The sequence below is a fragment of the Streptomyces sp. NBC_00005 genome, assembly GCF_045160215.1.
GTDB lineage: Bacteria > Actinomycetota > Actinomycetes > Streptomycetales > Streptomycetaceae > Streptomyces.
The window spans coordinates 9,653,791-9,679,784 of the sequence record NZ_CP108316.1 but is presented as its reverse complement, the minus strand read 5'-3'; the positions used below and the strand labels follow the sequence as shown (position 1 = coordinate 9,679,784).

Sequence of the window (25,994 nt, the reverse complement as noted above, 5' to 3'; positions counted from 1 at the left end):
TAGAGTGAACGGTCCATGCCAGAAGGGTCCCGGACCAGGGCCGGCGGAGGAGATGCGGTGACTTTGGGCGAGGGGGACCCGCGGTCTGTCGGCGGCTACCGGATCGAATCGCGGATCGGCACCGGCGGCATGGGCGTCGTCTACCTCGGCAGATCGCCGTCGGGGCGGACCGTCGCCGTCAAGGTCGTCCATACGCGCTACGCGGACAACGCCGAGTTCCGGGCCAGGTTCCGGCAGGAGATCGCGGCCGCACGCCGGGTCAGCGGCGCGTTCACCGCGCCGGTCGTGGACGCCGACCCGGACGCCGAACGGCCGTGGATGGCCACGGCGTTCGTTCCCGGACGCACCCTCGCGGAGCGGGTCGCGGAGACCGGTCCGTTGGACTGGCCCGCACTTCGCCGCCTCGGCACCGAACTCGCCGAGGCACTGCGGGAGATCCACCGTGCGGAGGTCGTGCACCGGGATCTCAAGCCCAGCAATGTGCTGCTGCTGGAGGGCGAGGGCGACGACGGAGCCGTACGGGTCATCGACTTCGGCATCTCGCGCGCGGCCAGCAGCGATGTCCGGACCCAGACCGGCATGGTGATGGGCTCGCCGCCCTTCATGGCACCGGAGCAGTTCAACCGCCCGCGCGAGGTCGGCCCCGCCGTGGACGTCTTCTCCCTGGGCGCGGTGCTCGTGTACGCGGCCACCGGGCGCAGCCCCTTCGAGGCGGAGAACGCATACCTCGCCGCGTACAACACCGTGCACAGCGAGCCCGAACTCGGTGAACTGCCGGATCCGCTACGCCCGTTGGTGGCGGCCTGCCTGGCGAAGGAGCCGGCGGACCGCCCGACCTCGGGCGAGGTACTGGACGCGCTGGCCGCGCTACCGGAGGAAACGCCCGACCAGGAGCCCGTTGCGGAGTCGTCCCGGATCCCGCGGAGCCCGGTGTCGGTTACGACGACGCAGCCGACCCAAACGACCTTGCCAACCGGAACGACCGGGCCGACCGAAGGCAAGCAGCGCAGGAAGCGGCGCTGGGCCGCCCTCGTGGCCACCACCACCCTCCTTTGCCTGGCGGGCGCGGCGACGGCAGTCATGATGAGTGACGATCCGGCAAGCACGGTCGACGCGGCCGACAGCACGAACGCACGCGCGACGTCCCACAGTTCGCTGCCGCCGGGCTGGAAGCCGTGGCACAACGCGCTGGAACCGGACAAGGACGATCCGATGGCCATGGCCCCGTCGTGCGCACCGGACGCCCTCGGCTTCTTCTGCTCCTCCCCGCAGATCGCGCTGATGCGGCTGAACCCCGCGACGGGCCGCGTGGAGTGGACGAAGGCCATGAGCAAGAAGCAGGTCAGCAGCTTCTCGCTGCGCGCACCCCTCGTCCACGACGGTGTGGTGTACGTCAACAGCGCCGATCGCTCCGAGGGGCTGGACGCCTTCGACGGCAGCACCGGGAAGCGGCTGTGGCATCTGGACGGCCCGCTCGGGGAGTTCACGTATCTGAGCGGTGTTCTGCTCGTTCGGCTGGACCCGCTCGGGCCCTCCGACACCGCGCGCTATGCGGCCTACGAGCCGCGCACAGGTGAGGAGTTGTGGCGGCGCGAGCTGACGTCCACCTCACCCAGCCCGTTCCACGCGGGACCCGAGGGGACGCTCTACGCGGACCTGCGCGGCGGCTCCGGCGGGATCGCCCGCCTCGACGCACGCACGGGACGAACGTTGGACTCGGTCAAGGCGCCCAAGGGCGATCTGTGGCTCGCCACGGTCCACGACGGCACGGCGTACTACGCACGCTGGGAGAACGACACCGGAGTCTCCGCCGCCTTCTTCATCCAGGACCTCGACAGCGGGAAGACCCGCCGTATCGACTTCCCCTGGAGCGTCGAGCCGGAGGCACCGCCGCTCGTGCACGGCGACACCATGTACATCTTCGACTACGGCAACGAGACCCTGCTCGCGCTCGACCTCAAACGCGGCAAACCGCTGTGGACCAGCTCGCGCGACCTGCGCATCTTCAGCGAACCCGCCATCCATGACGGCCGGTTGTACGTCAACATGCCGGACACCAGCATCCTCGCCCTCGACCCGCGCACGGGCAAGGAGATCGGACGCACCACCCCGGCCTTCGACACGGAGGGCCGCTCCTTCGAGGAACTGTCGCCGAGCGCGCAGCCACCGCTGCTGGTGGGCGAAGTGCTGTACGGGGTCAGCGGCCCGGGAATCTTCTCGGTGGCCGACGTTTCCTGAGCGGCGAGGACGGTGGGGGGCTTCTGCAGCAGGGGACGTGGCGGCCATGACCTCGTCGACCAAGCGCCCTTCGAAGCGGACGGCACCGGATCCTTCGTGACCTGCCCTTGCCGAAGCCCAACCTCCGCTGTACGGCTGGACAATGAGTCAAGTCCGGTCGCAGTGCGGCCATGCGGGGTGTACCGCCGTCGCTGTCCCTGGGCGTCGGGGCTGCCTGCGCCACCTGGAGGAGTCGGAGCAACGGGACTTCTTGGCCACCTTGGCTCCGGGCGCGGATGTGGACTTTCGCGGAGTGCGTTTCACCGCAGCGTTGTGGCAGGCGCTGACGGCCGCGGTGGGCACGCGGTTCGGCCAGGCGCGGTTCGACACGGCTCACTTTCCCAACGGGATGCGCTGCTCGGGAGTGCGGTTTGCCGGACCTGCGTATTTCGAAGGCGCGTTCTTCGAGGGCGAAGCGCTCTTCACCGGTGCCGAGTTCGCCGACTACGCGGGGTTCGAGGCCGCACGGTTCACCGGAGGCGCCTACTTCCGTGAGGTGCGCTTCCACGGGGAGGCCCGCTTCGTGGCCGTGCGGTTCGGGTCGGGTGCGTTCTTCGACGGCGTGTCGTGCGCGTCCACGGCCCGGTTCGCGCACGCCTGGTTCGAAGGAGCGGCCGCCTTCACCTCCGCGGGGTTTCAGGGCAGCGTGCACTTCACCGAGGCCCGGTTCCTGCGGCCGTCCGACACCAGCGCCGATTTCTCGGACGCGCACTTCGCGAAGTCGGCCGGCTTCTACGGGGCGCGGTTCCAGGGCCGGGCGGTGTTCGCACAGGCGATATTCGAGCACGAGTGGAGAGGGCCTGTGGTGTGCACGGACGAACTGTGGATGCGTGGAGCCGTCTTCAAGGCTCCCCTGCGCATCGGCATCGCGGCGCAACGGGTGGACATGAACCGTGTGCGGTGCGACTCCACCGCGGCGTTCCACCTGCGCTACGCCGCCGTGTCGTTACGGGACGCGGTACTCGCCGAGCCGATCACCCTGTCGTACGAGCCGATGCCCTTCATGGCGGGCACCCGTCCGCTGGAGCAGGAGATGCCCCGGGACGAAGGCAGTGTGGCCGTCCACCTGTTACGCCTGTCCGGCGTCAATGCGGCGCACCTGGTCCTGACCGACGTCGACCTCTCGCGGTGCGAGTTCTCGGGCGCGTACCACCTGGACCAGATCAGCCTGTCAGGGCGGTGCGGGTACGGCACTCCCCCACTCGGCCTGCGGCACGGCAGTACGTGGTTCTCGATCTGCTGGTGGAGCCCTCGGCGGGTGGTCGTCGAGGAGCAGTACTGGCGAGCGCTGCCCGGCGAGAACCGCACCGATGCGGACACCGACGGTTGGCTCACCGGACTCGGTCATCCCGACCCCGCGCAGAGCCCCACCGCCGACGATGTCGCCATCGTCTACCGCCAGTTGCGCAAGGCACTGGAAGACACCAAGAACGAGCCCGGCGCGGCCGACTTCTACTACGGCGAGATGGAGATGCGCCGGCACAACAAGGCCACCCCACGCGGCGAGCGCGCCCTCCTGCACGCCTACTGGCTGCTGTCCGGCTACGGGCTGCGCGCTTCAAGGGCAGTCGCCGCCCTGCTGTGCGCCATGGCCGTGACCGTGTTGCTCCTGCTGCTCTACGGACTGCCCGGAGCGCCTCCGACGCCGCGCATGACGGGCCGGATCCCTGCCGGAGGCGGGGAAGTCGTGCTGACACCCGACACCGCGGCGAAGAAGCCACCCAAGAGCCTGCACCGCTTCAGCACGGCGCGCATGGAGCGGGCCGGACGTGTGGTGGTCAACTCGGTCGTGTTCCGCAGCAGTGGCCAGGACCTGACGCAGCAGGGCGTGTGGATCGAAATGGGCAGCCGGCTATGTGAACCCGTCCTGTTCGGTCTGGCCGTCCTCGCGGCCCGTGGACGCGTACAACGCTGATGACCGGGCCGAGGGGGCGGGGGCGCGGGCTGGGCAAATCGGGCGCCGCTCACCGACGCGATGAACCGGGTCGTCCACGGCACAATCACGGCCCTCCCGGCACGGCGCGGTCCACGACGGCCGTCACGACTCGACGTAAACCGCACCGTCACAGATTTCTAGATCCGTTTGATGGTCGCGAACCAGGCCGGTGCGCCGTCGTCGTGGAATCTGGTCTGAATCCGGTCCGGTTCGATGGCTGCGACATTCCATCCACTGCCGGGGTCGAACGCCGCTTTCAGCTTTTCCCGACTGACGGGGTGCGGGCCGGTGTCGGGACCATCGTCACTGAAGCACAACACATAAAGGGTTCCATCGTGCTTGGTCACCGACGCCAGACTCGCCACGTATTCCGGTCGTTCGTCATCGTCGAAGGTGTGGAACAGTCCGCAGTCCAACACCGTCTCGAAACTGCGCCCCAAGCGGTCCAGCCGGAGCGCGTCAGCCGCAGCGAACTCAACCTCGACTCCACGCCGATCGGCCTTCTCGCGGGCGATCGTCAGTGCCGTCTCAGCCACGTCAACGCCCAGAACCGACCATCCCAGCGAGGCGACGTGAAGAGTGTTCTCGCCGGTCCCGCATCCCGCATCGAGCACCGATCCGGCGAATCCGCCTTCGGATGCCAAACGCGCTATTGCCGGCTGCGGCCGGCCAATGTCCCAAGGCGCGGGGCCGTCGTGGTACGACGCATCCCAGGGCAGTCCCGTCATCCGCTCGTGGCTGGTTGGATGCCGACCATCGAACGGATCGCCGGCGAGGTTTCCTGATCGCTCCGACAACTCCGTCCCCTTCCTGCCGCTGCCTGGCCATTTCCTCACAGAGTTCAGGGGTCGGGCGTAACGCCCGTATCGCACTGCCCATCCTGTCACGCTCGACGTCCCGTGGAACCGGTGTGCACCACAGGAGTCCCGACCTCCGTCGTAGGGTGAATCTCGTACGTGACTGACAAGGAGGCTACGGACAGGAGGCCGAGGTGGCCGAGACGACGCAGGCAGCGACGACGGTCGCCGAGGTGATGGCCGAGCTGGCCGCGCTCGAGGACCCGAAAGCACGCGCGGTGAACGAGAGACACGGTGACGATCACGGTGTGAACCTCAGCAAACTGCGCGCCCTCGCGAAGCGACTCAAGACGCAGCAGGAACTCGCGCGCGGGCTCTGGGAGACGGATGACACCGCGGCGAGACTGCTGGCGATCCTGATCTGCCGCCCGAAGGCGTTCGAGCGTGACGAGTTGGACGTCATGTTGCGTGAGGCACTCAGGCCCAAGGTGCACGACTGGCTCGTGAACTACGTCGTGAAAAAGAACCCGCACTCCGAAGAACTGCGCCTGGCCTGGTTCGCCGATCCGGATCCGGTGGTCGCGAGTGCCGGCTGGGCGCTGACCACCGAACGCGTGACGAGGAAGCCCGACAGCCTCGACCTCGCAGGACTGCTCGACGTCATCGAGGCGGAGATGAAAGACGCCCCGGATCGCCTGCAGTGGGCGATGAACCACTGCCTGGCTCAGATCGGGATCGACCACGCGGAGTACCGCACCCGTGCCATCGGCATCGGTGAGCGCCTGGAAGTGCTCAAGGACTACCCGACTTCCCCGGGCTGCACGTCTCCGTTCGCCCCCGTCTGGATCACCGAGATGGTGCGCCGACAGCACGGTTAGACGCGGTTCGACGGCGGCTCGACGGGCAATGGGCCATAGCCCCTTGTCACGGATCGAACCTGCAAGCCATCCGCAACTTCCCGCCCTCGGGTCCGTAAGGCGCTCACCGACCGAGACCCGAGACGAGACAACGGCCTTGCCTCATCACGGCACCCCACCTAGCCTGATTTTGTGCCGCAAATAAACAAACCCCGAACGCACAACGTCGTGCCGGGTACCACCACCGACCTCACCCGGCTGCGCACCGCCCTCACCGTCTTCTTCGCCCTCGACGGCTTCATCTTCGCGGGCTGGGTCGTCCGCATCCCCGCCATCAAGCAGCAGACCGGCGCCTCGGCCTCCGCCCTCGGCCTCGCCCTGCTCGGCGTCTCCGCCGGCGCCGTCATCACCATGATCCTCACCGGCCGCCTCTGCCGCCGATACGGCAACCACCAGGTCACCGTCGTCTGCGCGGTCCTGCTCTCCCTCAGCGTCGCCCTCCCCCCACTCACCCACTCCGCGCTGACGCTCGGCGCCGTCCTCCTCCTCTTCGGCAGCGCATACGGAGGGATCAACGTCGCGTTCAACAGCGCGGCAGTCGACCTCGTACGAGCCCTGCAGCGGCCGATCATGCCCAGCTTCCACGCCGCGTTCAGTCTCGGCGGCATGATCGGCGCCGGACTCGGCGGGCTCGTCGCCGGGGCGCTGTCCCCCACGCGGCACCTGCTCGGCCTCACGGTCATCGGCCTGGTCGTCACCGCTCTGACGGGCCGTACCCTGCTCCGCCTCCGGCCCCCGGGCCCGCCCGAGAACTCACCCGCGAGCTCGCCGAAGGAGGGGACCCGGCCACGCCGCCTGAACTCCCGCACCCGCGGTCTCGTCATCACCTTCGGTCTGATCGCCCTGTGCACGGCATACGGCGAAGGAGCCCTGGCCGACTGGAGCGCCCTGCACCTGGAACAGGACCTCGACGCCACACCGGGCGCAGCGGCCGTCGGCTACTCCTGCTTCGCGCTCGCCATGACCATCGGCCGGCTCACCGGCACCCGGCTGCTCGAGCGCCTGGGCCGCACCCGCACCCTCGTATACGGCGGCACCACCGCGGCCGTGGGCATGCTTCTCGGCGCGCTTGCTCCCAGCCTGTGGGCAGCACTCCTTGGCTTTGTCATCACCGGGCTGGGGCTCGCCAACCTCTTCCCGGTCGCTGTTGAGCGCGCCGGCGCGTTGGCCGGCTCCGACGGAGTCGCGATCGCATCCACGCTCGGCTACGGCGGCATGCTCCTGGGCCCGCCCGCGATCGGCTTCATGGCGGACTGGTTCTCCCTTCCCGCAGCCCTCACCAGCGTGGCCGTTCTCGCCGCCACGGCAGCCGTCATCGGATTCGTCACTCGTCGTACGGCAGAACGCTGATCCCACTCCCCAACGGAGCACCATCCCAACGTCGCAGACGGACACGTCGTGCAGCGGGGCGGGCGTAGCAGCAATCGCAACCGATCCCAACCGGCGCCGACCATATGCGTCGCCCAAAGGGCTGGTCGGCCGGATGGCGAGGTCGCGCCTGCGCACAGCGCCGTCGGCGCGGGATGAGGATGCCGCGTGCCGATGGCCGCTGCCCGGGCGGGTCGGCGGCCTTCCTGGGGTACCCGGGAAGGAGCGAAGTCGGCGAGCGCCGCCAACTCGTAGACCTGACCACGAAACGGGAACCGGGAGAACCGGGAGTACCGGGCACACGACGGTTACGCCCCACTACCTCCCGCGAAGCCACTCGGCCCCTGGGAAAGGGGAAAGTCTCATGCGACAACGCCAGCGCCCGACAGCACAGTTGGGCCGCCGGGCGGGACGTCCGCTCGCGCTCGCGTCGGCCGCGGCCGTCCTTCTCGCGGCGTGCAGCGCCGGTGGCAAGGGTGACGGCGGAGCCGATGACGGCAACAAGGGCGGTCCGCCCGCGATAGTCGTGCAGCCCGGCGCCGACAGCGGGAAGGTGCCGGTCAGCCGGAAGGTGACGGTGCGCGCCCGAGGCGGATCCCTGACGTCCGTCGAGGTCACTTCCCCCGGCCCGGGCAAGGTCTCCGGCAACTGGTCCAAGGACAGGTCCATGTGGACCTCGACCACACCGCTGGCCCCGGGCGCCACCTACACGGTGAGGGCGAACGGCAAGGCGTCCGCCGGACCAGCCCTCGACAGGACCGCTTCCTTCACCACCGAGGCGCCGAAGAACGCCGTCGTCGGCGAGTACTACCCCGACAAGGGCACGAAGGTCGGCGTCGCGATGCCGGTCTCGATCACCTTCAACAAGCCGATCCAGGACAGGGCAGCGATCGAACGGAAGCTCCGGGTCACCGCCTCCCCCGCGGTCGAGGGCGCCTGGAACTGGATGAAGGACCGCAACGGCAAGGACCGTGTCGACTACCGCCCCGAGAGGTACTGGAAGCCGGGCACCGACGTCACGCTGCGCATGGATCTGGCGGGCGTGAACGCGGGCGGCGGGGCCTACGGCACCCAGCAGCGCGTCGTGAACTTCCGTATCGGGGACGCCGTCACGAGCACGATGGACGTCAGGAAGAAGACGATGGTCGTGGCGAGGAACGGGAAGGCGCTGCGGACCCTGAAGGTCTCCAGCGGCAAGGAGGGCTTCGAGACCTGGAACGGCACGATGGTCGTCCTGAGCAAGGTGCCGACCATCCGCATGAACTCCTCGAGCGTCCGTATCTTCGGTCAGGAGGCGTACGACCTGGGCAAGGTCAAGTGGGACGTCCAGCTCACGCCGTCCGGAACGTATGTGCATGCCGCGCCCTGGAACGAGGGCAAGTTCGGCGTGGTCAACGGCAGTCACGGCTGCATCGGCATGAGCACGAGCGACGCCGAGTGGTTCTACGACCAGGTCCACCTCGGCGACCCGGTCACCGTCCTCCACTCCGTCGACACCGTGGCGACCAACAACGGCTACGGCGACTGGAACGTCGACTGGGCCACGTGGAAGCAGGGCAGCGCACTGAGCTAGTGGCTCCGCTCAGATCCATGGCCCTTCAAGTGCCCCTCGCTGCGACCCCTCAAGTGCCCCTCGCCGCGTGGTCAGCTCGCTGAGGTGCCGGCGACCTGCGTGACGAGGACGTCGAGCCGTTGCTCCTGGCCGGCCGCGGGGATGCGGCCGCTGTCGGCCAGGACAGCAATGCCGTGCACTGCGCTCCAGGTGACCTCGGCGAACAGTTCTCGTCGCTCGTTGTCCCCGAGGCCAGGCACAGGACCGCGAACCCAGTGGCCACATACCGGCACCGGGGCGGCATGCTGGTATCGGTCGTTACGAGCGGGCCGGGAGGTGCTGGCATGCGGTGGTGGGCCGGAGCGTGGCTGATCGCCGGGACGGTCGTCCTGGCGGCGTGCGGCACGTCGACGGGCGGCGGAGCCGCGGGAGAGGTGTCCGGGAGCGGCTCGGCGCGGCCGTCGTCCGCTGCACCGACCCACGCGTCCGCGAGCCCGACCCGGGGAAACCCCAGCAAGTCGGTTACGACGCCCTCGGCTTCGGCGGGCAGCTGTGCCGCCGGGCATGCGGAAGTCAATGTCGTCCCCGGTGACGCGGTCGAGCAGCGGCTGTGCGTGCGGCCGGGGACTGTGGTGTCCCTCGTCCTGCGGCCCCGCACGGACGACAGGCGGTGGACGGCCGTGCACAGTTCCGCGCCGGCCCTCGTCCTGCCTTCCGGATGGCGGCTCGACGCCGACGGGACGGCCCACGCCTCGCTGCGGTGCGCGGGCACCCGGGGCGGCAGGGCCGAGATCACCGCGCTGGCGAAGGCACCGGACGTGGCGGGCGCGGCACGCGGCGCCTTCACCCTGCGCGTGACTGTGACCCCGTGGACGACGCAGAGGTGACCCCGCTGCGGCAGGGCCGTCCCCGTGTCCGGCGCGGATCGGCGTGGGCCACCCCGGTAGTTCGCGTCGTGCTCTTCCCTTGGACCGAACTCGATCCGGCACACTCACCCCATGGAGACAGCCGAGTTCTTGGAAGTCCTGGACCGGGAGGGCCTGCTGCTCGCCTCGGCGGCCGAGGAGGCCGGCATTGGGGCCAAGGTGCCGACCTGTCCGGACTGGCAGGTGCGGGACCTGCTGCGGCACACGGGGATGGTGCACCGCTGGGCAGCCGCCTTCGTCGCCGAGCAGCAGACCTCCTACCAACGCGACGGCGGGCTGCCCGACCTCGACGGCGCCGAACTGGTGACCTGGTTCCGCGCAGGGCACCGGCATCTCGTCGACACGCTCGCCGCCGCCCCGCCCGACGTGGAGTGCTGGCACTTCCTGCCCGCGCCCTCGCCGCTCGCGTTCTGGGCCCGGCGGCAGGCGCACGAGACCACCGTGCACCGGGTCGACGCGGAGTCGGCGAGGGGTGGCACGCCCACCGGGATCGCCCCTGCCTTCGCGGTCGACGGCATCGACGAACTGCTGCGCGGCTTCCACGCCCGCGGCAGGAGCAAGGTGCGCAGCGAGCAGCCGCGGGTGCTGCGGGTAAGGGCGACGGACGTCGACGGCGCGGTGTGGACCGTACGCCTTTCCCAGGAGCCTCCCGCGGCCGTCCGGGACGATGCGGGTGACGCCGACTGCGAAGTGGCCGCAGCCGCCGGGCAGTTGTACCTGGCGCTGTGGAACCGGCTGCCGCTGCCCGCCGTGACGGGTGATGCCGGTGTCGCCGCGCTGTGGCGCGACAAGTCCGCCGTTACCTGGAGCTGAGGTCAGCGGTCAGCATCCGCGTCAGCACCGCCCGTTGCAACGGCAGCACATCGCGGTGCAGTCCGCGCCCCTTCGCCGTGAGGGCCACGCGGACGCCTCGCCGGTCCTCCGGGCACATGGTCCGCTCGACGAGGTCGTCCTTCTCCAGCCGGGCGATCAGCCGCGACAGCGCGCTCTGGCTGAGGTGGACCCGCTCCGAGACCTCCTGCACTCGGTAGGCGCAGGAACCGTCCCCCGCGGAGCTCCCGGCGAGCACCTCCAGGACCTCGAAGTCGCTGGCGCACAGGCCGTGTTGGTGCAACGCGCGGTCCAGTTCGCACTGGGTGCGGGCATGCAGCGCGAGGATGTCCCGCCACTGGTCCACGAGCGCCTGCTCGGCCTTCTTCGCCGCCATGGCCGCACCGTAGCAGAGAAGTGAATTTATTGCATCGGAATTAAATGCGTTTGCATTCGATGCATGCGCATGTAGTGTCTCCGGCATGACCTCTCCGCTCACCACCCCCGCGGCCCCGTCCGCCGCGGTCCGCTGGACTCCCCGGCTGTGGGGCACCCTGCTGGTGCTCTGCGCCGCGATGTTCCTGGACGCGCTCGACGTGTCGATGGTCGGCGTCGCCCTGCCGTCCATCGGCACCGACCTCGGCCTGTCCACCTCGACCCTGCAATGGATCGTCAGCGGCTACATCCTGGGCTACGGCGGTCTGCTCCTGCTCGGCGGACGCACCGCCGACCTGCTCGGCAGGCGCCAGGTCTTCCTGATCGCCCTGGGTGTGTTCGCGCTCGCCTCACTGCTCGGCGGGCTCGTCGACTCGGGTCCGCTGCTGATCGCCAGCCGCTTCATCAAGGGCCTGAGCGCGGCCTTCACCGCGCCCGCCGGCCTGTCCATCATCACCACGACCTTCGCCGAGGGCCCGCTGCGCAACCGCGCCCTGTCCATCTACACCACCTGCGCGGCCACCGGCTTCTCGATGGGCCTGGTGCTCTCCGGCCTGCTCACCGAGGCCAGTTGGCGCCTGACCATGCTGCTGCCCGCGCCCATCGCCCTGATCGCCCTGGTGGCGGGCCTCAAGCTGCTGCCGCGCAGCGAGCGCGAGAAGGACCACAACGGCTACGACATACCCGGCGCCGTCCTCGGCACCGCGTCGATGCTGCTGCTCGTCTTCACCGTCGTACAGGCGCCGGAAGTGGGCTGGACGTCGGCCCGCACCCTGCTGTCCTTCCTCGCCGTCGCCATCCTGCTGACCGTGTTCGTCCGCGTCGAGCGGCGCTCGGCGGGCCCGCTGATCCGGCTCGGCGTGCTGCGCTCCGGCAGCCAGATCCGCGCCCAGCTCGGCGCGATGGCCTTCTTCGGGTCCTACGTCGGCTTCCAGTTCCTGGTCACGCTGTACATGCAGTCCCTGCTGGGCTGGTCGGCGCTGCACACGGCGCTCGCCTTCCTGCCGGCCGGCGCGCTGGTGGCGGTGTCCTCGACGAAGGTCGGCTCGATCGTCGACCGGTTCGGCACCCAGCGGCTGATCGCGGCGGGCTTCGCGCTGATGGTCGTCGGGTACGCGCTGTTCCTGCGCGTGAACCTCGATCCCACGTACGCCGCCGTCATCCTGCCGTCGATGCTGCTGATCGGCGCGGCCTGCGCGCTGGTCTTCCCCTCGCTCAACATCCAGGCCACCAACGGGGTCGAGGACCACGAGCAGGGCATGGTCTCCGGACTGCTCAACACCTCGGTGCAGGTGGGCGGCGCGATCTTCCTGGCCGTCGTGACGGCGGTGGTGACCGCCGGCGCACCCGAACACGCCACCCCGCAGGCCGTGTTGGACAGCTACCGGCCCGGTCTGGTGGTGGTGACGGGCATCGCGGTCGCAGGGTTGCTGATCACGCTGACGGGACTGCGCACTCGTCGTACCCAGCCGTCCGTGGTGGTCGCCAAGTCCACCTCCCTGGAGGCGGAGGCGGAGCGCGTACCCGTACGCGACTAGGGGGACGCCTCCCCTCAGTGCGCCCGGCGGAGCCTGCTTGCTCCGCCGGGCGCACGGCTGTGAAACTCCCCGTATGACTGAGCACGGGGGACGGCGCGATCAGGCCGCGCGGGACGCGATCACCGTCGAGATCGGATACGCGCTGTTCAGCGCGGCGTTCGCGGCGGCGGTCGTCTTCGGGGCGGTCGCCGGTCCGGCGCTGGTCTTCGACCTGCCGCGCGGTGTCGAGACCGTGCTGCTGCGTACGGGCCTCGTCCTCGCACCCGTGCTGTTCCTCGCCCGGGTCGTCAGCGTGCTGGTCCGTTTCCGGCGGGCGGCTCAGCCCAGCCAGCCCGGCCGCACGAGCCCCGACTCGTAGGCCAGGACGACCAGTTGGGCCCTGTCCCGGGCGCCCAGCTTGACCATCGTGCGGCTGACGTGGGTCTTCGCGGTGAGGGGGCTGACGACCAGGCGGCGGGCGATCTCCTCGTTGGACAGGCCGATGCCGACCAGGGCCATCACCTCCCGTTCCCGCTCGGTGAGTTCGGCGAGAGTGCCTTCGGCCGCGGGTTCCTTGGAGCGGGCCGCGAACTCGGCGATCAGGCGGCGGGTCACCCCGGGCGAGAGCAGTGCGTCACCCTCGACCACCGCCCTTACGGCGCGCAGGAGTTCCTCCGGTTCGGTGTCCTTGACCAGAAACCCGGAGGCGCCGGAGCGGATCGCCTCGAAGACGTACTCGTCGAGTTCGAAGGTGGTGAGCATGACCACCTTGACGCCGTGCAGGGCCTCGTCGTCGGTGATCCGGCGGGTCGCCGCGAGGCCGTCCAGCGACGGCATGCGGATGTCCATCAGGACGATGTCGGGGCGCAGTTCGCGCACCTTGCGCAGCGCCTCCTCGCCGTCGGCGGCCTCGCCGGCCACCTCGATGTCCGGCTGAGCGTCGAGCAGCGCCTTGAAGCCGGCCCGCACCAGTGACTGGTCGTCGGCGAGCAGTACGCGGATCACCGGTCGTCCTCCTTGGCCTTGACCTTCAACGGCAGTACGGCGAGCACCCGGAAGCCGCCGTCCGTGCGCGGGCCCGCCTCGATCGTGCCACCCAGCGCGGCGGCCCGCTCCCGCATTCCGGCCAGACCGTTGCCGCTGCCGCCCGCGTCGGCGCCGGTCGCGGGCCCGTCGTCGTCGATACGCAGCCGTAGCGCTTGAGGGTCGTGGTCGAGGTGCACGCGCGCGTGGCGCGAGCCCGAGTGTCGTACGACGTTGGTGAGGGCCTCCTGCACGATGCGGAAGGCGGCGAGGTCGGTGCCGGGCGCGAGGGTCGGCGGCTCACCCTCGACGTCCACCGTCAGGCCGGCGCTCGCCGCCTGCTCCACCAGTTCGGGCAGCCGGTCGAGGCCGGGGGCCGGGGCGCGCGGCGCGTCTCCCGGTGTGCGGAGCGTGTCGAGGACCTGGCGGACCTCGCCGAGCGCCTCCTTGCTGGCGGCCTTGATGGTGGTCAGCGCGGTGCGTGCCTGCTCGGGGTCGGTGTCGAGGAGGGCGAGGCCGACGCCCGCCTGGACATTGATCACCGAGATGCTGTGCGCGAGGACGTCGTGCAGCTCGCGGGCGATCCGCAGCCGCTCCTCGTCGGCCCGCCGCCGCGCCGCCTGCGCGCGCTCGGCGCGGTCGCGGGACCACTGCTCGCGCCGGGTCCGGGCGAGCTCCGCGAGCGCGATGATCGCCACCACCCAGGTGGCGACCACGATCTCCTGGCCCCAGGACGCCTCCGGGTCCCCGGACGGCGGCAGCCAGCGGTACAGCCAGTGGGCCACCAGCACGTGCCCGGCCCACAGCATGGCCACCGCGCCCCAGGCGGCCCGCCGATGCCCCCTGACCACGGCACTGAAGCAGGCCACCGCGACGGTGAAGAAGACCGGTCCGTACGGATAGCCGGCGCCCAGGTAGAGCATCGCTGCCGCCGCCGTACCGAACACGACGAACGCCGGATACCGCTGCCGCCACAGCAGCAGGGCCGAACCCACGAACAGCAGCACGCGCGCGAAGGGATCCAAGGCGGCCCGGTCGCCCGCCTGTTGGTGCGCCGCGTAGTTGGAGCCGACGAGCACGACGAAGGTGAGCAGCGCGGTGGAACGCCACGGCCACCGGGTCCCCTGACGACCCTCGGCCCAGCGGTTCATCCACGGCGGCCCCTGCCGCCACCACTGCGGCGGCCCGCCCCCGCGCACACGCTGCTCATCCATGTCCGCCACGCTAGACGCCACCGGGCGGGCAGGGCGTCCGCCGGGCGTGGTGATCAGGCGTACTCCCCGGGAAGTACGCCGCCCTGCCGGGACTTACGTCAGCCCGACCCCACGGGCGAGTTGCCCCGCCGCATTCCGGAAGAACGTCGCCCGGTCCTCCACAACCCGGTTGAACTGGCCGAACAGCTCGAACCCGATCAGCCCGAACAGCTGGGCCCAGGCCGCGACGAGGGCCGGTGCGACGTCGGGCGGGAGGTCGGAGGCGAAGTCGGCCGCCATGCGCTCGGCCTCGGGGCGCAGTTCGGCGGGGAGCGCGGGCAGGGTCAGGCCCGGACCCAGGCGGGCGTCGCGGACGATGCCGATCAGGACGAGGCCGATACGGGAGGCGGCCCGGACGGTGGTGTCGGGGGCCTTGTAGCCGGGGACCGGCGATCCGTAGATCAGCGCGTACTCGTGGGGGTGCGCGAGCGCCCACTCTCGTACGGCCTCGCACACGTTGGTCCAGAGCTGCACGGGGCCGGCGTCGGCCGCGGCGGCGTGCGCTGCCTCGGCCGCCTCGCCCACGGAGTCGTACGCGTCGATGATGAGGGAGGTCAGCAGGTCGTCGCGGCTCGGGAAGTAGCGGTAGAGCGCGGAGGAGACCATGCCCAGCTCGCGCGCCACGGCCCGCAGCGAGAGCTTGGCCGCGCCTTCGGCGGCGAGCTGTCTGCGGGCCTCGTCCTTGATGGCCGCCGTGACCTCGATCCTGGCTCGTTCGCGGGCGCCTCGTGCGGTACTCATGGGGAGCAGTCTCGCATGAATCGAGAGCGGTGCACACAAAGAAGAGCGGTGAACAAAAAAGAGAGCACCGCTCTTGCATTGGATCACCGATCCCCTGCAGACTGTTCATCAAGCGAGAGCAGTGCTCACACAAGGGAGCGGCGCTCTTTCAATCGATGGGGATCATCATGTCCACGCACGTTCAGAAGCCCGGCTGGTTCACCGTCAACGTCTTCAACCGCACGGTGGCGTGGATGACCCGCCGCGGCATCAGCGTCTGGGGCTCCCGGGTCCTGGCGGTCCGCGGCCGCAAGAGCGGCGAGTGGCGGACCACCCCCGTGAACCTGCTGACCGTGGACGGACAGCAGTACCTGGTCGCCCCGCGCGGTCACGTCCAGTGGACGCACAACATGCGCGCGGCGGGCGGCGGCGAACTGCACCTCGGCAAGAAGGTGGACGTGTTCACCGCGACCGAGGTCACCGACGACGACAAGGTCCCGCTGCTGCGGGCCTACCTCAAGCGCTGGAAGGCGGAGGTCGGGGTCTTCTTCAACGGCGTCGGCCCCGACTCCTCCGAGTCCGAGCTGCGCCGCATCGCCCCCGACCACCCGGTCTTCCGGATCAGCGTCACGAGCTGACCTCGCCGCCCTCCGCGGACTCGCGGTCCATGGGAGACCCGCCCCCGACCGGACGCCGGTCGAGCACGGTCAGCGCGCGCTGGGCCATCGGGTGGGTGCGCACGATCTCACCGAGGGACGTCGAGCCCCGCGTGATGTCCCTGAACGCGTTCCACGCGGGCCGGAAGCCGGTCAGCGCCGCGTGGAACAGACCGGGACGGCGCTCGAACACCGTCAGCAGAGCCTTGCCGACGCTCATCTCGACGCCGAGCCCCGCCTTGATCGCGAACGCGTAGTTCAGGGCCTGGCGCCGGGCGTCCACGGCGTCGTGCGCCTCGGCGATCCGCACCGCCCACTCCCCCGCCAGCCGCCCCGAACGCAGCGCGAACGAGATGCCCTCGCGGGTCCACGGCTCCAGCAGGCCCGCCGCGTCCCCGCACACCAGGACCCGCCCGCGCGAGAGCGGCGAGTCGCCGGCCCGGCAGCGGGTCAAGTGCCCGGAGGAGATGCTCGGTTCGAAGCCGGCGAGGCCCAGGCGGGCGACGAAGTCCTCCAAGTACCGCTTGGTGGCCGCGCCTTCGCCGCGTGCCGAGATCACGCCGACCGTGAGCGTGTCGCCCTTGGGGAACACCCAGCCGTAACTGCCGGGCATCGGGCCCCAGTCGATGAGCACCCGTCCCCGCCAGTCCTCGGCGACGGTCTCCGGCACCGGGATCTCCGCCTCAAGGCCGAGGTCCACCTGGTCGAGCTTCACCCCGACGTGTGCTCCTATGCGGCTGGCGCTGCCGTCCGCGCCGACCACCGCCCGGGCGAGCAGCGTCTCGCCGCCCTGCAGGAACACGGCGACCGTGCGCCGGTCCGGCACCGCCGAACCGTGCTGCTCGACGCGCTGCACGGTGACACCCGTACGCAGTTCGGCGCCCGCCTTCTGCGCGTGCTCGACGAGCTGCTGGTCGAACTCGGGCCGGTTGATCAGCCCGAACAGCATCTGCTTGGAGCGCCGGGTGCGGTTGAAGCGGCCGTTGTTCGAGAACGTCACCGCGTGCACCCGGTCCCGCAGCGGCAGTTCGAAGCCGGGCGGCAGGGAGTCTCGCGAGGGGCCGATGATCCCGCCACCGCACGTCTTGTAGCGCGGCAGTTCCGCCTTCTCCAGGATCAGCACGCTGCGTCCCGCGACGGCCGCCGCATAGGCGGCCGAGGCCCCCGCCGGTCCTGCTCCCACCACGACGACGTCCCACACCCGCTGCACGTCGTCCGCCGAAGAGTTCTCGCTGCTCACGATGGTCTACTGCTCCCGATCAAGCCGCTGCCGCACCTGTCTCCCGCATCCTACGGCGGGTGTCGCCACAGACCGCTGTGGGAGGATCTGCAGCACTCATACGTACAACGTCGCACCCACAAGGAGCGTGCCCATGTCGTCGAATCCGGTCGCCGAGACCGTCGCCTCGCTGATGCCGAGGGCGAAGGCGGAGCTCGCCGAACTGGTGGCCTTCAAGTCGGTGGCGGACTTCGACCAGTTCCCGAAGAGCGAGAGCGAGGGCGCCGCGAACTGGGTCGCCGACGCCCTGCGCGCCGAGGGTTTCCAGGACGTGGCCCTCCTCGACACCCCCGACGGCACACAGTCGGTGTACGGCTACCTGCCCGGACCCCAGGGCGCCAAGACCGTCCTGCTCTACGCCCACTACGACGTGCAGCCCCCGCTCGACGAGGCCGCCTGGACCACCCCGCCCTTCGAGCTGACCGAGCGCGACGGCCGCTGGTTCGGGCGCGGGGCCGCCGACTGCAAGGGCGGCGTGATCATGCACCTGCTCGCGCTGCGCGCCCTCAAGGCGAACGGCGGCGTGCCCGTGCACATCAAGGTCGTCGCCGAGGGCTCGGAGGAGATGGGCACGGGAGGTCTCGAGCGGTACGCCGAGGAGCACCCGGACCTGCTCACCGCCGACACCATCGTCATCGGCGACGCGGGCAACTTCCGGGTCGGCCTCCCGACGGTCACCTCCACCCTGCGCGGCATGACCCTCGTCCGCGTACAGATCGACACCCTCCAGGGCAACCTCCACTCCGGCCAGTTCGGCGGCGCCGCCCCCGACGCGCTGGGCGCGCTGATCCGCGTACTGGACTCGCTGCGAGCCGAGGACGGCTCGACGACCGTCGACGGGCTGACACCCGAGACCCGGTGGGAGGGCCTGCAGTACGACGAGGAGCAGTTCCGCCAGGACGCCAAGGTGCTGGAGGGCGTGCAGCTGATCGGCTCCGGTTCGGTCGCCGACCGCATCTGGGCGCGCCCGGCCGTCACGGTCCTCGGCATCGACTGCCCGCCCGTCGTCGGCGCCACGCCATCCGTGCAGGCGGGTGCCCGCGCCCTGGTCAGCCTGCGGGTGCCGCCGGGCGTCCACGCCGTCGAGGCGACCAAGCTGCTGCAGGCCCACCTGGAGGCGCACACGCCCTGGGGTGCCCGGGTGCGCACCGAGCAGGTCGGCCAGGGCCAGGCGTTCAGCGCCGACACCACCAGCCCGGCGTACGCGGCGATGGCCGAGGCGATGGCGGTCGCCTACCCCGGTCAGGAGATGCAGTACGCCGGCCAGGGCGGCTCCATCCCGCTGTGCAACACCCTCGCCGCCCTCTACCCGCGCGCGGAGATCCTCCTGATCGGCCTCAGCGAGCCGGAGGCCCAGATCCACGCCGTGAACGAGAGCGTCTCCCCCGACGAACTCGAGCGCCTCTCCGTGACGGAGGCCCTGTTCCTGCGCAACTACGCGGCGAGCTGACCCACACCCCGGCCCGCTCTGCCGTAAGCAGAGGGCCCTCGTCCTCGGACGGGGGCCCTTCTACGGTCGTCCCATGGACGTCGTCGAACTCCTCCCCCGCCTCCACCTCCTCCGCTTCCCGGTCGGCCAGGCCTATCTCTGGTGCGACGACGACGAGTTGACGCTGATCGACGCGGGCCCCGGAGGCTCTGGCGCGCCCGTCTCGGCCGTGGCGAAGTCGCTCGGGAATGTCCGGCGCATCGTGCTCACCCACTTCCACGAGGACCATGCGGGCGGGGCGGGTGAGCTCGCCGCGCTGACCGGTGCCGAGGTACTGGCCCACCCCCTGGACGCCCCCGCCGTCCGGGGCGAAGTCCCGGGCCCGTCCCCGGTGTTCGAGGACTGGGAGCTTCCCCTCCACGCCGAGGCCGTCCGGCACCTCCCCGAGGGCGACTTCGTACGTCCTCCGCAGGTCACCGACGTCTCGGAAGGCGACGTCCTCGACTTCGGAGACGGAGCGCAGGTGATCCACACCCCCGGCCACACGCCGGGCAGCATCGCCCTCCATCTCCCGCACCACGGCGTGCTGTTCACGGGTGACACGGTGGCGGCGTCACCGGTGGACGGCAGCGTGATGCCGGGCGTGTTCAATCTGGACCGGGCGCAACTGCTCGCCTCGTTCCGCCGGCTCGCGGCGCTCGACTCGTACATGGCCTGCTTCGGTCACGGCAATCCTGTGATCGGCCGGGCCGGCTCGGTACTTCGCCGATCGGCAGACAGGTACCCGGTGTCACCCTGACCATGGAGGTCATGTCCTCCGCCGCGCGCCGTGCCGCACACTCCGACCTCGCCACCTCGCTGGCCCTGCTCAGCGACCGCGAACTGGCGGACCTCGTGGCGACGGGGACGCCCGCCGGGACCGGCATCGGGGGACGTTCGACGCTGGTCGAGGTGGACGGCCATCAGGTCTTCGTGAAACGGGTGCCGCTGTCGGACATCGAGCTGCTGCCCGAGAACACCAGATCCACGGCGAACTTCTTCGAACTCCCCTCCATCTGCCACTACGGCACCGGCAGCAGTCCGACCTTCGGCGCCTGGCGCGAGCTGGCCGTGCACACGATGACGACGAACTGGGTGCTGGCCGACCGTTTCCCGGGCTTTCCGCTGATGCATCACTGGCGGGTCATCCCGGATGCCGTGCAGCCCCTTCCCGAGGAACTGGCCGACGTGGAAAGGACAGTTGCCTACTGGGGCGGCGCCTCGCAGGTACGCGAGCGCATCGAGGCCCTGCGGACGGCGACCGCGAGCCTGACGCTGTTCCTGGAGTACTTTCCGCACACCCTCCACGACTGGTTCGACACGCAGGTGCGCACCGACGACGCGGATCGGACCTGCACGCGGGTGGACGAGTGGCTGGGGACACTGACCACCTTTCTCCACGACCGCCAACTCCTGCACTTCGACGCCCACTTCCAGAACGTCCTCACCGACGGCGACGACTTCTACCTCGCCGACTACGGCCTCGCGTTCACCCCTCGCTTCCGGCTCGCCCGGCAGGAGCACGCCTTCTTCGACCGGCACCGCGACTACGACCTCGTCTACACCCGGGCCCACCTGGTGAACTGGCTCGTCACCGCTCTGTACGGGTACGACAGGCAGGAGCGGGAGGCCTTCGTACGGGGCTGCGCGATCGGGGCGAACCCCGACGGCATCCCCAAGAACGCCGCGGCGATCATCACCCGCGACGCACCTCTCACCGCCGTCCTGAACGGCTTCTTCAGCCGACTGCGACAGGACAGCAGGCGGACCCCTTACCCGTACGAGGATCTGCGGTTGGCCTTCAACAGCTCCGCGCTCCCCGCGTAGGGGCAGGCCGCCCGGCGGCACAGTGCGCGCGAGGGCGCGCCGCAGGATCAGCCGACCGGGATGCCGGCTTCCAGGTACAGCGCCGCCCCGCGCTCGCGCGCCCGCAACGCCCACCGCAGCCGCTCGTAGCGGACCGGCGGCAGCAGATCGGCGGCCTCCTGCTCGCTGGCGAACCGCCAGCCGCGCAGTTCGGGGCCGGGCAGCAGGACCCGTGCCGCTTCAGTGGAGTCGAGATGGCCTCCGTCGAAGAGAAGGCGCAGACCGCCGTAGCCGGGAGGTGCGGGTGCCTCCCAGTCGACGACCAGGAGGTGCGGTACGTCGGCGAGCTGGATGCCGGTCTCCTCGGCGACCTCGCGCATTCCGGCGCGGGCGGGGGCCTCGCCGGGTTCGACGACGCCGCCGGGGAACTCCCAGCCGGCCTTGTAGGTGGGGTCGACGAGGAGGACGCGGTCCTGTTCGTCGAAGAGGAGGACACCCGCTGCGAGGGTCTCCGAGGTGGGCTCGGGGGTTTGTACTATGTCACATACCACACCCTCCCCCGTGCCGACCGCCTCGGCGATACGGACCGCAGCCTGGTAGGCCGTCAGCGCACTGGTGTCGACGGGATAGGCGTCAGCGGTGAGCCAGGAGGCGAGGGCGGCCCGGTACGGCTCGATGTGGTCGCGCGACCACTGACGTACCCGCATCTCGCCGTCCGGCAGGTCCGGCGGCACCTCCCGTCCGGCTATTCGCTCCCGCAGGATCGTTTCCGCCGGAGCGAGGAGGACATGCCGGACCGAGATCCGGCGCGCTGCGAGGCCGCCGAAGATCTCGTCGCGGTACTCCTGGCGCAGCAGGGTCATGGGGACCACGAGGGTCCCGCCGAGCTCGGCGAGCATCGCGGCCGCCGTGTCGATCACGAGTCGCCGCCAGATCGGCAGGTCCTGGAAGTCGCCGACCTCGGCGAGGTGCTTGGGCGGCAGCAGGTGCGTGAGCGCTCCGCCGATGACCTCGGGGTCGAAGAGCGTGCTGTTCGGGATCAGGTCGATCAGTTCCCGTGCGGTGGTGGTCTTCCCCGCACCGAACGCACCGTTGATCCAGACGATCACGGTTCCCCCTCTTCTGTTGGCCCCCTGTGGCTTGCCCGCTCAACCCTGCCACCAAAACCAGCCCTCGTTGAGGGCGCAGAAACTCCGGACGCCGGTGACCCCGCCAACAGGGGTCACCGGCGTCACGCCCAGGCGGTCCGGCTCGTCAGCCGACCACGCCGTTCTTCCCATGGGGAGCGTTGTTCATGGCCATGCGGTACTCCTTCGCGATGGTCGGGTCGAGGGCGCCGAGCGCTCCCTCGACGTTGGCTTCGAGAGCCGCCGGACCGTGCCCCATGGAGTGGGACGACTTGGGAGCCGCATCCTTCCCCGGGGCGGACGACGGCGTGACGGTCGGGTCACCCCCGAGGGCATGGGACGGCGAGACGGCCGCGACGACGAATCCGGTGGCGAGGGAGGCGATGGCGAGCATGCTGCGCTTCTTCATGCCCCGCTCAACTGCGGGAACGGGAGGTCGGTCACGGTGTCGGCGACGGTTACAGCCCGAAGGACGGCCCGCTCGGGCCGGGATCGTCCAAAGGTGAGAGGCGTACCTTGTCCGGGTCGCTTCGGCGGTCCGCCAGGTCCTGGGCCCGCAGGAACACCGCTGCCCGAGCGATGTTGCGGATCAGCGCCTTCTTCTCCGCGACGGTCTCCGCGGCCGGTTGTATCGCACAGCCGCCGCCCAGCATGGTCGAGTACTGCTCGGTGAGTTCGGCCGGCTTGTCGTCGAGGTCCTGGTCCGCCCGCAGACCGTACTGCGCCGCCGACGGGCCGGCGTGGCGCCTGTGAGCCTTGGGAACCGGCCGACTGGCGGGGCGCGGAAATACGTCATCAGCCCTTCGTCGACCCCAGCGTCAACCCGGCGATGAAATGACGCTGCAGCAGGAGGAACACGAGGATCGTCGGGAGTGCGACCAGTACCGACCCCGCGGCGAGCAGGTTGTAATCGGTGAAGAACTGCCCGCGGAGGTTGTTCAGCGACGACGTGATCGGCAGTTTGTCGGGGTTCGAGATGAAGATCAGGGCCCAGAGGAAGTCGTTGTAGATCCAGGTGAATTCAAGGGTGGCCAGGGCCGCCAGGGCGGGGCGGCACAGGGGCAGGGTGATGCGCCAGAACTGGGTCCACACGCCCGCGCCGTCGACGATCGCCGCCTCCAGGATCTCCTGCGGCAGGGTGCGCATGAAGTTGGACAGGACGAAGACGCAGAAGCCCGTCTGGAAGCCGATGTTGACGATGATCACGGCCCAGTAGGAGTCGTACATCGTCAGCGAGTCGGACATCCACCAGGGCAGCGGGATCTTGTTGAACAGGACGTACAGGGGCGTCACGATCACCTGCTGCGGGAGCAGGTTGCCCGCCGTGAAGAACATCAGCAGCACGATGCCGCCGCGCAGCTTCAACCGTGAGACCGCGAAGGCGACGAACGCCGCCAGGAAGAGCGTGACGATGACGGCCGGTACTGCGATCAGCAGGGTGTTGGTGAAGTACTTGCCCATGCCGGACTCGGTGTAGGCCCGGCGGTAGTAGTCGAAGGACAGGTGCTTCGGCCAGGAGAGGTAGCCGTGCTGCGCGGTTTCCTCGTACGGCCGCAGACTGGCGTAGACGGCGAGCAGCAGTGGCGCGATGAATGCCAGGGAGACCGCCGTCAGGAAGATGTGCACGCCCCAACGGCCGCGCCGTGCGCGGGACTTCGGGGGATGGGCGGGTGTGGTCGCCGGGCGGCGCACGGGAGCGGTGGTGTGGATGTCTGCCGTCATCGGTCGCGCGCACCTCGCAGCTCTTGAGCCAGGAACGTCACGATGAATCCGAGGGACACCACGAGCAGAACGACCGCGATCGCCGAGCCGAAGCCGATGCGGCTGGCCTCGCCGATGATGTTGTCGGTGATGAGGACGGAGAGGAGTTCGAGGCCGTTGCGGCCCTTGTTGACGGCGTAGACGATGTCGAAGGCGCGCAGGGCCTCGATGACGGTGATGACGCCGACGATGACGTTCACCGGGCGCATGGTCGGGAAGACCACGCGGAAGAAGGTCTGGCGTTCGTTGGCCCCGTCGATCGCCGCCGCTTCCTTGAGCTGGGGATCGACGGACTTGAGTCCGGCCAGGTAAAGGATCATCACGTAGCCGACGTGCCGCCAGCTCGCCGCGATCATCATCATCCAGATGTTGAGGTGGGCGTCGCCGAGCCAGTCGATGGGGTCCTCTGGGTTGTTGAGGATCGTGTTGACCACGCCCTGGTCGGTGCCGAGGATCAGCTGGGAGATGAAGCCGACGATGGCGAGCGAGAGCACGACCGGCATGTAGAGGACGGACTGGTAGAAGCGGCTGAAGCGGACGCCCCGGTCGATGAGGACGGCCAGGAAGAGGCCGAAGGGCGTGGCGATCAGGCCGAGGAACAACAGCCACATGACGTTGTGGCGGACGGCCGGCCAGAACGGCGGGTAGTTGTCGACGAGGTTCTTGTAGTTGTCCAGGCCTACCCAGTGGATGTCGCCGATGCCGTCCCAGGCGGTGAAGGACAGGCCGATCGACGCGAGCGTCGGGCCCCAGACGACGGCGATGTCGAGCAGGATCGGTATGCCGAGCAGCACGCCGAGGACGGCGACGTCTCGGCGGGTGAACCGCCTCAGCCGCCGTCGTCCGGCGCGTCGCGGGAAGGTGAGCGCCACGGAACAATTCCCCCAGTGATCAGCCGACAGTGATCAGCCGACGGGCTGCGAGAAGATGGTCTTCTTCTGCCGCTCGATGCTGTTGCACAGCCCGTCGACGTCCTTCGGGTTGCCGATGAAGTCCTGGATCGACTGGATCATCACGGTCGACGCGAAGTCGGGCCGGGTGTCACGGTCCAGGAACTGCGAGATCTGCTTGGCGCCCGAGACGAGCGTTGCGGACTTCTTCTGCAGGGCGCTGTACTTGGAGGTGTCGGCGCCGTCGTTGACCGCCACGTTGTTGGGGTCGTATCTGAGGTAGACGTCCTCGGCCTCGGGCTTGCCGAGCCACTTGAGCAGGTCTTTCGCACCGGTGAGGTTCTTCGACTTCTTCGCGACGAGGAATCCGTCGATGGGCGCCTCCACAGCGTCCTGGCCCCACTGCGGGTCGATCTCCGGGAAGGCGAAGAAGTCGATGTCGTCGCGTTCCTTGGCCGGGAACTGCGTGCCGGGGTGCGGCATGCCGAACACGGCCATGCCCGTCTTGCGCTGTTGCAGGCTCTGCCCGGCCTCCTCCCAGGTCCGGCCGAGGGCGCCCTTCTGGTAGTACGGCATGAGTTCGCGCCAGGTGTCGAACACGTTCTTCACCTTGGTGTCGGTCCACGACTCCTCGCCCGCCATCAGGGACTTGTGGAAGTCGTATCCGTTCAGGCGCAGATTGATGTAATCGAAAGTACCCATCGCGGGCCAGCCGTCCTTGTCGCAGAACGCGACCGGGTTGCCGTCCTTCTGCATCTGCTTGGCGAGCGCGATGAAGTCGTCCCACTTCGTGGGCTGTTGATAGCCCTTCTGCTGGAAGAGGCTCTTACGGTGGAAGACCGCCCACGGATAGTAGTAGTACGGCACGAAGTACTGCTTGCCGTCGTGCGTGGACTGTTCCTTCAGGGCGTCCGAGAAACCCGAGTAGGTGTTCCAGACATCGCTGATCTCGGTCAGCAGGCCTTTCTCCGCGAAGTACTGCATGCGGTATCCCGCGAACCACATGAAGACGTCGTCGGGGGTGCCCTGCAGATAGCGGTTGATGTTCTCCTGGAAGTCGTTGTGGTCCTTGGTGTTGACCTTCACCTTCTTTCCGGACTTCTTCTCGTACGCCTGGAAGGCGGCGGCGTACGCCTTCTTCGGTACGGGGTCCGAGGCGTTGGAGCCGACGCTGACTTCCTTCTTGTTGCCGCCGGGTCCTTCGCCGCACCCGGACAGCAGGGCGGGCAGCGTGACCGCGCCGACTCCAACGGCCGCACCGCGCAGTAGATTTCGCCGGGTCATCCGATGTCCTGCCCCATCCCCGGGCAGTGCGGAGCGGTGGAACGATGACTGTGCCATGTGCCCCTCCTCGAGGCGCCACCCAACACAACCGAACGCGAGGCTTGGATCTCACCTCCGTCTGGCCATGCAGTCAAGGGTTCTGACGAGATATCGAACAACCGTTACCACTTCTCTTCCACCACGGTCCGACAC

At 69.5% G+C, this 25,994-nt stretch carries 26 protein-coding genes; 13 read left to right on the top strand and 13 right to left on the bottom strand.

Going from position 1 to position 25,994, the window contains the following annotated elements; all coding sequences use genetic code 11:
- The first annotated feature begins 57 nt into the window (after positions 1-57).
- Complete coding sequence (locus OG303_RS44180) at positions 58-2,238, top strand: protein kinase domain-containing protein (RefSeq protein WP_405875589.1); 2,181 nt, start codon at positions 58-60, stop codon at positions 2,236-2,238.
- A 292-nt stretch (positions 2,239-2,530) separates the two neighbouring features.
- Positions 2,531-4,192, top strand: coding sequence for a pentapeptide repeat-containing protein (locus OG303_RS44175; RefSeq protein WP_405875587.1), 1,662 nt, complete (start codon positions 2,531-2,533; stop codon positions 4,190-4,192).
- Positions 4,193-4,350: 158 nt separating this feature from the next.
- Here the strand turns inward: OG303_RS44175 and OG303_RS44170 are convergent, their stop codons facing one another.
- Entirely contained in the window at positions 4,351-5,010 is a 660-nt protein-coding gene (locus OG303_RS44170) for a class I SAM-dependent methyltransferase (RefSeq protein WP_405875586.1), read from the bottom strand.
- Positions 5,011-5,246: 236 nt separating this feature from the next.
- Here OG303_RS44170 and OG303_RS44165 point away from each other — a divergent pair, with 236 nt between their 5' ends.
- From OG303_RS44165 to OG303_RS44155, 3 genes are all read left to right on the top strand, one after another.
- Positions 5,247-5,888 carry a DNA alkylation repair protein gene (locus tag OG303_RS44165; protein ID WP_405877774.1) on the top strand — a complete coding sequence of 214 codons (642 nt, stop codon included), beginning with the start codon at positions 5,247-5,249 and terminating at the stop codon, positions 5,886-5,888.
- A 207-nt stretch (positions 5,889-6,095) separates the two neighbouring features.
- Complete coding sequence (locus OG303_RS44160) at positions 6,096-7,277, top strand: MFS transporter (RefSeq protein ID WP_405875584.1); 1,182 nt, start codon at positions 6,096-6,098, stop codon at positions 7,275-7,277.
- 382 nt (positions 7,278-7,659) lie between these two features.
- The gene (locus OG303_RS44155; RefSeq protein ID WP_405875583.1) at positions 7,660-8,868 is read left to right on the top strand and encodes an Ig-like domain-containing protein; all 1,209 of its coding nucleotides are present in this window, start codon (positions 7,660-7,662) and stop codon (positions 8,866-8,868) included.
- A 71-nt stretch (positions 8,869-8,939) separates the two neighbouring features.
- On the opposite strand, the gene OG303_RS44150 is transcribed toward OG303_RS44155, so the two are convergent.
- The gene (locus OG303_RS44150) at positions 8,940-9,107 is read right to left on the bottom strand and encodes a hypothetical protein (protein ID WP_405875582.1); all 168 of its coding nucleotides are present in this window, start codon (positions 9,105-9,107) and stop codon (positions 8,940-8,942) included.
- An 84-nt stretch (positions 9,108-9,191) separates the two neighbouring features.
- Between OG303_RS44150 and OG303_RS44145 the strand changes: the two genes are divergently transcribed.
- Positions 9,192-9,734 (top strand): hypothetical protein, encoded by a 543-nt coding sequence (locus tag OG303_RS44145; protein WP_405875580.1) that lies wholly within the window; start codon positions 9,192-9,194, stop codon positions 9,732-9,734.
- Between the two features lie 111 nt (positions 9,735-9,845).
- Entirely contained in the window at positions 9,846-10,586 is a 741-nt protein-coding gene (locus OG303_RS44140; RefSeq protein ID WP_405875579.1) for a maleylpyruvate isomerase family mycothiol-dependent enzyme, read from the top strand.
- Here OG303_RS44140 and OG303_RS44135 read toward each other — a convergent pair.
- Complete coding sequence (locus OG303_RS44135; RefSeq protein ID WP_405875577.1) at positions 10,573-10,980, bottom strand: MarR family winged helix-turn-helix transcriptional regulator; 408 nt, start codon at positions 10,978-10,980, stop codon at positions 10,573-10,575. The two genes, OG303_RS44140 and OG303_RS44135, sit on opposite strands and share 14 nt — an antisense overlap.
- Before the next feature lie 85 nt (positions 10,981-11,065).
- Between OG303_RS44135 and OG303_RS44130 the strand changes: the two genes are divergently transcribed.
- The gene (locus OG303_RS44130) at positions 11,066-12,556 is read left to right on the top strand and encodes an MFS transporter (RefSeq protein ID WP_405875575.1); all 1,491 of its coding nucleotides are present in this window, start codon (positions 11,066-11,068) and stop codon (positions 12,554-12,556) included.
- A 73-nt stretch (positions 12,557-12,629) separates the two neighbouring features.
- A complete protein-coding gene (locus OG303_RS44125; protein WP_405875574.1) occupies positions 12,630-12,914 on the top strand; it encodes a DUF6332 family protein in 285 nt (94 codons plus the stop codon).
- Here OG303_RS44125 and OG303_RS44120 read toward each other — a convergent pair.
- The 3 genes from OG303_RS44120 to OG303_RS44110 all read right to left on the bottom strand — a co-directional run bounded on the left by OG303_RS44120 (position 12,875) and on the right by OG303_RS44110 (position 15,552).
- Positions 12,875-13,540, bottom strand: a complete 666-nt coding sequence (locus OG303_RS44120; RefSeq protein ID WP_405875573.1) for a response regulator — start codon at positions 13,538-13,540, stop codon at positions 12,875-12,877. The two genes, OG303_RS44125 and OG303_RS44120, sit on opposite strands and share 40 nt — an antisense overlap.
- Positions 13,537-14,772 carry a sensor histidine kinase gene (locus tag OG303_RS44115; protein ID WP_405875571.1) on the bottom strand — a complete coding sequence of 412 codons (1,236 nt, stop codon included), beginning with the start codon at positions 14,770-14,772 and terminating at the stop codon, positions 13,537-13,539. Before OG303_RS44115 ends, OG303_RS44120 begins: the two co-directional genes overlap by 4 nt.
- Positions 14,773-14,865: 93 nt before the next feature.
- A complete protein-coding gene (locus tag OG303_RS44110; protein ID WP_405875569.1) occupies positions 14,866-15,552 on the bottom strand; it encodes a TetR/AcrR family transcriptional regulator in 687 nt (228 codons plus the stop codon).
- A 167-nt stretch (positions 15,553-15,719) separates the two neighbouring features.
- On the opposite strand from OG303_RS44110, the gene OG303_RS44105 reads away from it, so the two are divergent.
- Positions 15,720-16,169 (top strand): nitroreductase family deazaflavin-dependent oxidoreductase, encoded by a 450-nt coding sequence (locus OG303_RS44105; protein WP_405875567.1) that lies wholly within the window; start codon positions 15,720-15,722, stop codon positions 16,167-16,169.
- On the opposite strand, the gene OG303_RS44100 is transcribed toward OG303_RS44105, so the two are convergent.
- Complete coding sequence (locus OG303_RS44100) at positions 16,159-17,427, bottom strand: geranylgeranyl reductase family protein (protein WP_405875566.1); 1,269 nt, start codon at positions 17,425-17,427, stop codon at positions 16,159-16,161. The genes OG303_RS44105 and OG303_RS44100 overlap by 11 nt on opposite strands.
- Before the next feature lie 133 nt (positions 17,428-17,560).
- Here OG303_RS44100 and OG303_RS44095 point away from each other — a divergent pair, with 133 nt between their 5' ends.
- The 3 genes from OG303_RS44095 to OG303_RS44085 all read left to right on the top strand — a co-directional run bounded on the left by OG303_RS44095 (position 17,561) and on the right by OG303_RS44085 (position 20,761).
- Positions 17,561-18,916 (top strand): dipeptidase, encoded by a 1,356-nt coding sequence (locus OG303_RS44095; RefSeq protein WP_405875565.1) that lies wholly within the window; start codon positions 17,561-17,563, stop codon positions 18,914-18,916.
- Between the two features lie 73 nt (positions 18,917-18,989).
- Positions 18,990-19,694, top strand: a complete 705-nt coding sequence (locus OG303_RS44090; RefSeq protein WP_405875564.1) for an MBL fold metallo-hydrolase — start codon at positions 18,990-18,992, stop codon at positions 19,692-19,694.
- Positions 19,695-19,705: 11 nt separating this feature from the next.
- Complete coding sequence (locus OG303_RS44085) at positions 19,706-20,761, top strand: protein kinase family protein (RefSeq protein WP_405875563.1); 1,056 nt, start codon at positions 19,706-19,708, stop codon at positions 20,759-20,761.
- A 47-nt stretch (positions 20,762-20,808) separates the two neighbouring features.
- Here OG303_RS44085 and OG303_RS44080 read toward each other — a convergent pair whose 3' ends face one another.
- From OG303_RS44080 to OG303_RS44055, 6 genes are all read right to left on the bottom strand, one after another.
- Positions 20,809-21,849 carry an NUDIX domain-containing protein gene (locus OG303_RS44080; protein ID WP_405875562.1) on the bottom strand — a complete coding sequence of 347 codons (1,041 nt, stop codon included), beginning with the start codon at positions 21,847-21,849 and terminating at the stop codon, positions 20,809-20,811.
- A 145-nt stretch (positions 21,850-21,994) separates the two neighbouring features.
- On the bottom strand, positions 21,995-22,276 hold the full coding sequence (locus OG303_RS44075) for a hypothetical protein (RefSeq protein WP_405875561.1): 282 nt from the start codon (positions 22,274-22,276) through the stop codon (positions 21,995-21,997).
- Positions 22,277-22,325: 49 nt separating this feature from the next.
- The gene (locus OG303_RS44070) at positions 22,326-22,520 is read right to left on the bottom strand and encodes a hypothetical protein (RefSeq protein WP_405875560.1); all 195 of its coding nucleotides are present in this window, start codon (positions 22,518-22,520) and stop codon (positions 22,326-22,328) included.
- Positions 22,521-22,662: 142 nt separating this feature from the next.
- Complete coding sequence (locus OG303_RS44065) at positions 22,663-23,589, bottom strand: carbohydrate ABC transporter permease (RefSeq protein ID WP_405875559.1); 927 nt, start codon at positions 23,587-23,589, stop codon at positions 22,663-22,665.
- Positions 23,586-24,500 (bottom strand): carbohydrate ABC transporter permease, encoded by a 915-nt coding sequence (locus OG303_RS44060; protein WP_405875558.1) that lies wholly within the window; start codon positions 24,498-24,500, stop codon positions 23,586-23,588. The genes OG303_RS44065 and OG303_RS44060 overlap by 4 nt, the downstream gene beginning before the upstream one ends.
- 33 nt (positions 24,501-24,533) lie before the next feature.
- Positions 24,534-25,802 carry an ABC transporter substrate-binding protein gene (locus tag OG303_RS44055; protein ID WP_405875557.1) on the bottom strand — a complete coding sequence of 423 codons (1,269 nt, stop codon included), beginning with the start codon at positions 25,800-25,802 and terminating at the stop codon, positions 24,534-24,536.
- Between the last annotated feature and the right edge of the window lie 192 nt (positions 25,803-25,994).

Bases quoted from the DNA above. Each gene is read 5' to 3' on its own strand.
- OG303_RS44140 (WP_405875579.1), top strand. From the start codon at position 9,846: ATGGAGACAGCCGAGTTCTTGGAAGTCCTGGACCGGGAGGGCCTGCTG.
- OG303_RS44125 (WP_405875574.1), top strand. From the start codon at position 12,630: ATGACTGAGCACGGGGGACGGCGCGATCAGGCCGCGCGGGACGCGATC.
- OG303_RS44130 (WP_405875575.1), top strand. From the start codon at position 11,066: ATGACCTCTCCGCTCACCACCCCCGCGGCCCCGTCCGCCGCGGTCCGC.
- OG303_RS44065 (WP_405875559.1), bottom strand. From the start codon at position 23,589: ATGACGGCAGACATCCACACCACCGCTCCCGTGCGCCGCCCGGCGACC.
- OG303_RS44055 (WP_405875557.1), bottom strand. From the start codon at position 25,802: ATGACCCGGCGAAATCTACTGCGCGGTGCGGCCGTTGGAGTCGGCGCG.
- OG303_RS44075 (WP_405875561.1), bottom strand. From the start codon at position 22,276: ATGAAGAAGCGCAGCATGCTCGCCATCGCCTCCCTCGCCACCGGATTC.
- OG303_RS44095 (WP_405875565.1), top strand. From the start codon at position 17,561: ATGTCGTCGAATCCGGTCGCCGAGACCGTCGCCTCGCTGATGCCGAGG.
- OG303_RS44115 (WP_405875571.1), bottom strand. From the start codon at position 14,772: ATGGATGAGCAGCGTGTGCGCGGGGGCGGGCCGCCGCAGTGGTGGCGG.
- OG303_RS44090 (WP_405875564.1), top strand. From the start codon at position 18,990: ATGGACGTCGTCGAACTCCTCCCCCGCCTCCACCTCCTCCGCTTCCCG.
- OG303_RS44165 (WP_405877774.1), top strand. From the start codon at position 5,247: ATGGCCGAGCTGGCCGCGCTCGAGGACCCGAAAGCACGCGCGGTGAAC.
- OG303_RS44070 (WP_405875560.1), bottom strand. From the start codon at position 22,520: ATGCTGGGCGGCGGCTGTGCGATACAACCGGCCGCGGAGACCGTCGCG.
- OG303_RS44135 (WP_405875577.1), bottom strand. From the start codon at position 10,980: ATGGCGGCGAAGAAGGCCGAGCAGGCGCTCGTGGACCAGTGGCGGGAC.
- OG303_RS44110 (WP_405875569.1), bottom strand. From the start codon at position 15,552: ATGAGTACCGCACGAGGCGCCCGCGAACGAGCCAGGATCGAGGTCACG.
- OG303_RS44085 (WP_405875563.1), top strand. From the start codon at position 19,706: ATGTCCTCCGCCGCGCGCCGTGCCGCACACTCCGACCTCGCCACCTCG.
- OG303_RS44145 (WP_405875580.1), top strand. From the start codon at position 9,192: ATGCGGTGGTGGGCCGGAGCGTGGCTGATCGCCGGGACGGTCGTCCTG.
- OG303_RS44155 (WP_405875583.1), top strand. From the start codon at position 7,660: ATGCGACAACGCCAGCGCCCGACAGCACAGTTGGGCCGCCGGGCGGGA.
- OG303_RS44105 (WP_405875567.1), top strand. From the start codon at position 15,720: ATGTCCACGCACGTTCAGAAGCCCGGCTGGTTCACCGTCAACGTCTTC.